Raw genomic sequence first — 972 nt, forward strand, 5'->3', positions numbered from 1 at the left:
AGCAAGCTGGCGCTGAAGACGCCGACATGCTAATCGCCGTCACCAACAGTGACGAAGTCAACATGCTGGCATGCCAAATCGCGTACTCCTTATTCAAGACGCCCACAAAGATAAGTCGTGTAAGAGCAAATGCATACCTCAAGCAAAAATCTTTGTTCCGAAACGATGCCGTACCGGTCGATGTACTGATCAGTCCCGAACAAGTTGTCACGAAACATATAAAACGCTTGCTCGAGTATCCAGGCGCTCTTCAAGCGCTAGATTTTGCTGAAGGCGAAGTTAGTCTGGTTGCTATTCGTGCCTGTGAAGGTGGCCCATTGATCGGTCATGAACTTGCGGCAATTCGGCAGCATATGCCTAATATCGACACGCGAGTTGCGGCCATATTTAGAGATGGAAAACCAATCATCCCAAGCGGTAACACCGTTATCAATGAAGGAGACGAAGTGTTTTTCATTGCTGCACGTGATCATATTCGAGCGGTAATGAGTGAGCTCCAACCTTTAGAAAAAAGCTACAAACGCGTGATGATTGCAGGGGGTGGCAATATTGGTCAGCGCTTGGCAGAAAAATTAGAGCGCCGCTACCGCGTGAAAATCATCGAATCGTCGGCCTCGCGTTGTAAATCACTCTCCGAACATCTAGAACGTTCCACTGTACTAAATGGGAACTGCGCCGACAAAGACATGCTTATCGATGAGAACATCGAGAATACAGACGTGTTTATCGCAGTCACTAACGATGACGAAGCGAATATCATGGCATCGATGCTGGCAAAACGAATTGGTGCACGCAAAGTCATTACGCTAATCAGCAATCCAAACTATGTGGATCTGATTCAAGGTGGAGAAATCGACATTGCTGTATCCCCACAACAAACAACGATTGGCAGTCTGTTAACGCACATTCGTCGTGGAGACGTAGTCAATGTTCACTCTCTGCGTCGCGGTGCAGCAGAGGCAATCGAAGCGA

The 972-nt window shown here is 47.7% G+C and carries 1 protein-coding gene; it reads left to right on the plus strand.

What is annotated here, in order from left to right; all coding sequences use genetic code 11:
• On the plus strand, positions 1 to 972 hold a 972-nt coding region (gene trkA, locus A3739_RS27050), incomplete at both ends, for a Trk system potassium transporter TrkA (protein ID WP_068503466.1).

The organism is Oleiphilus sp. HI0067 (genome assembly GCF_001635735.1).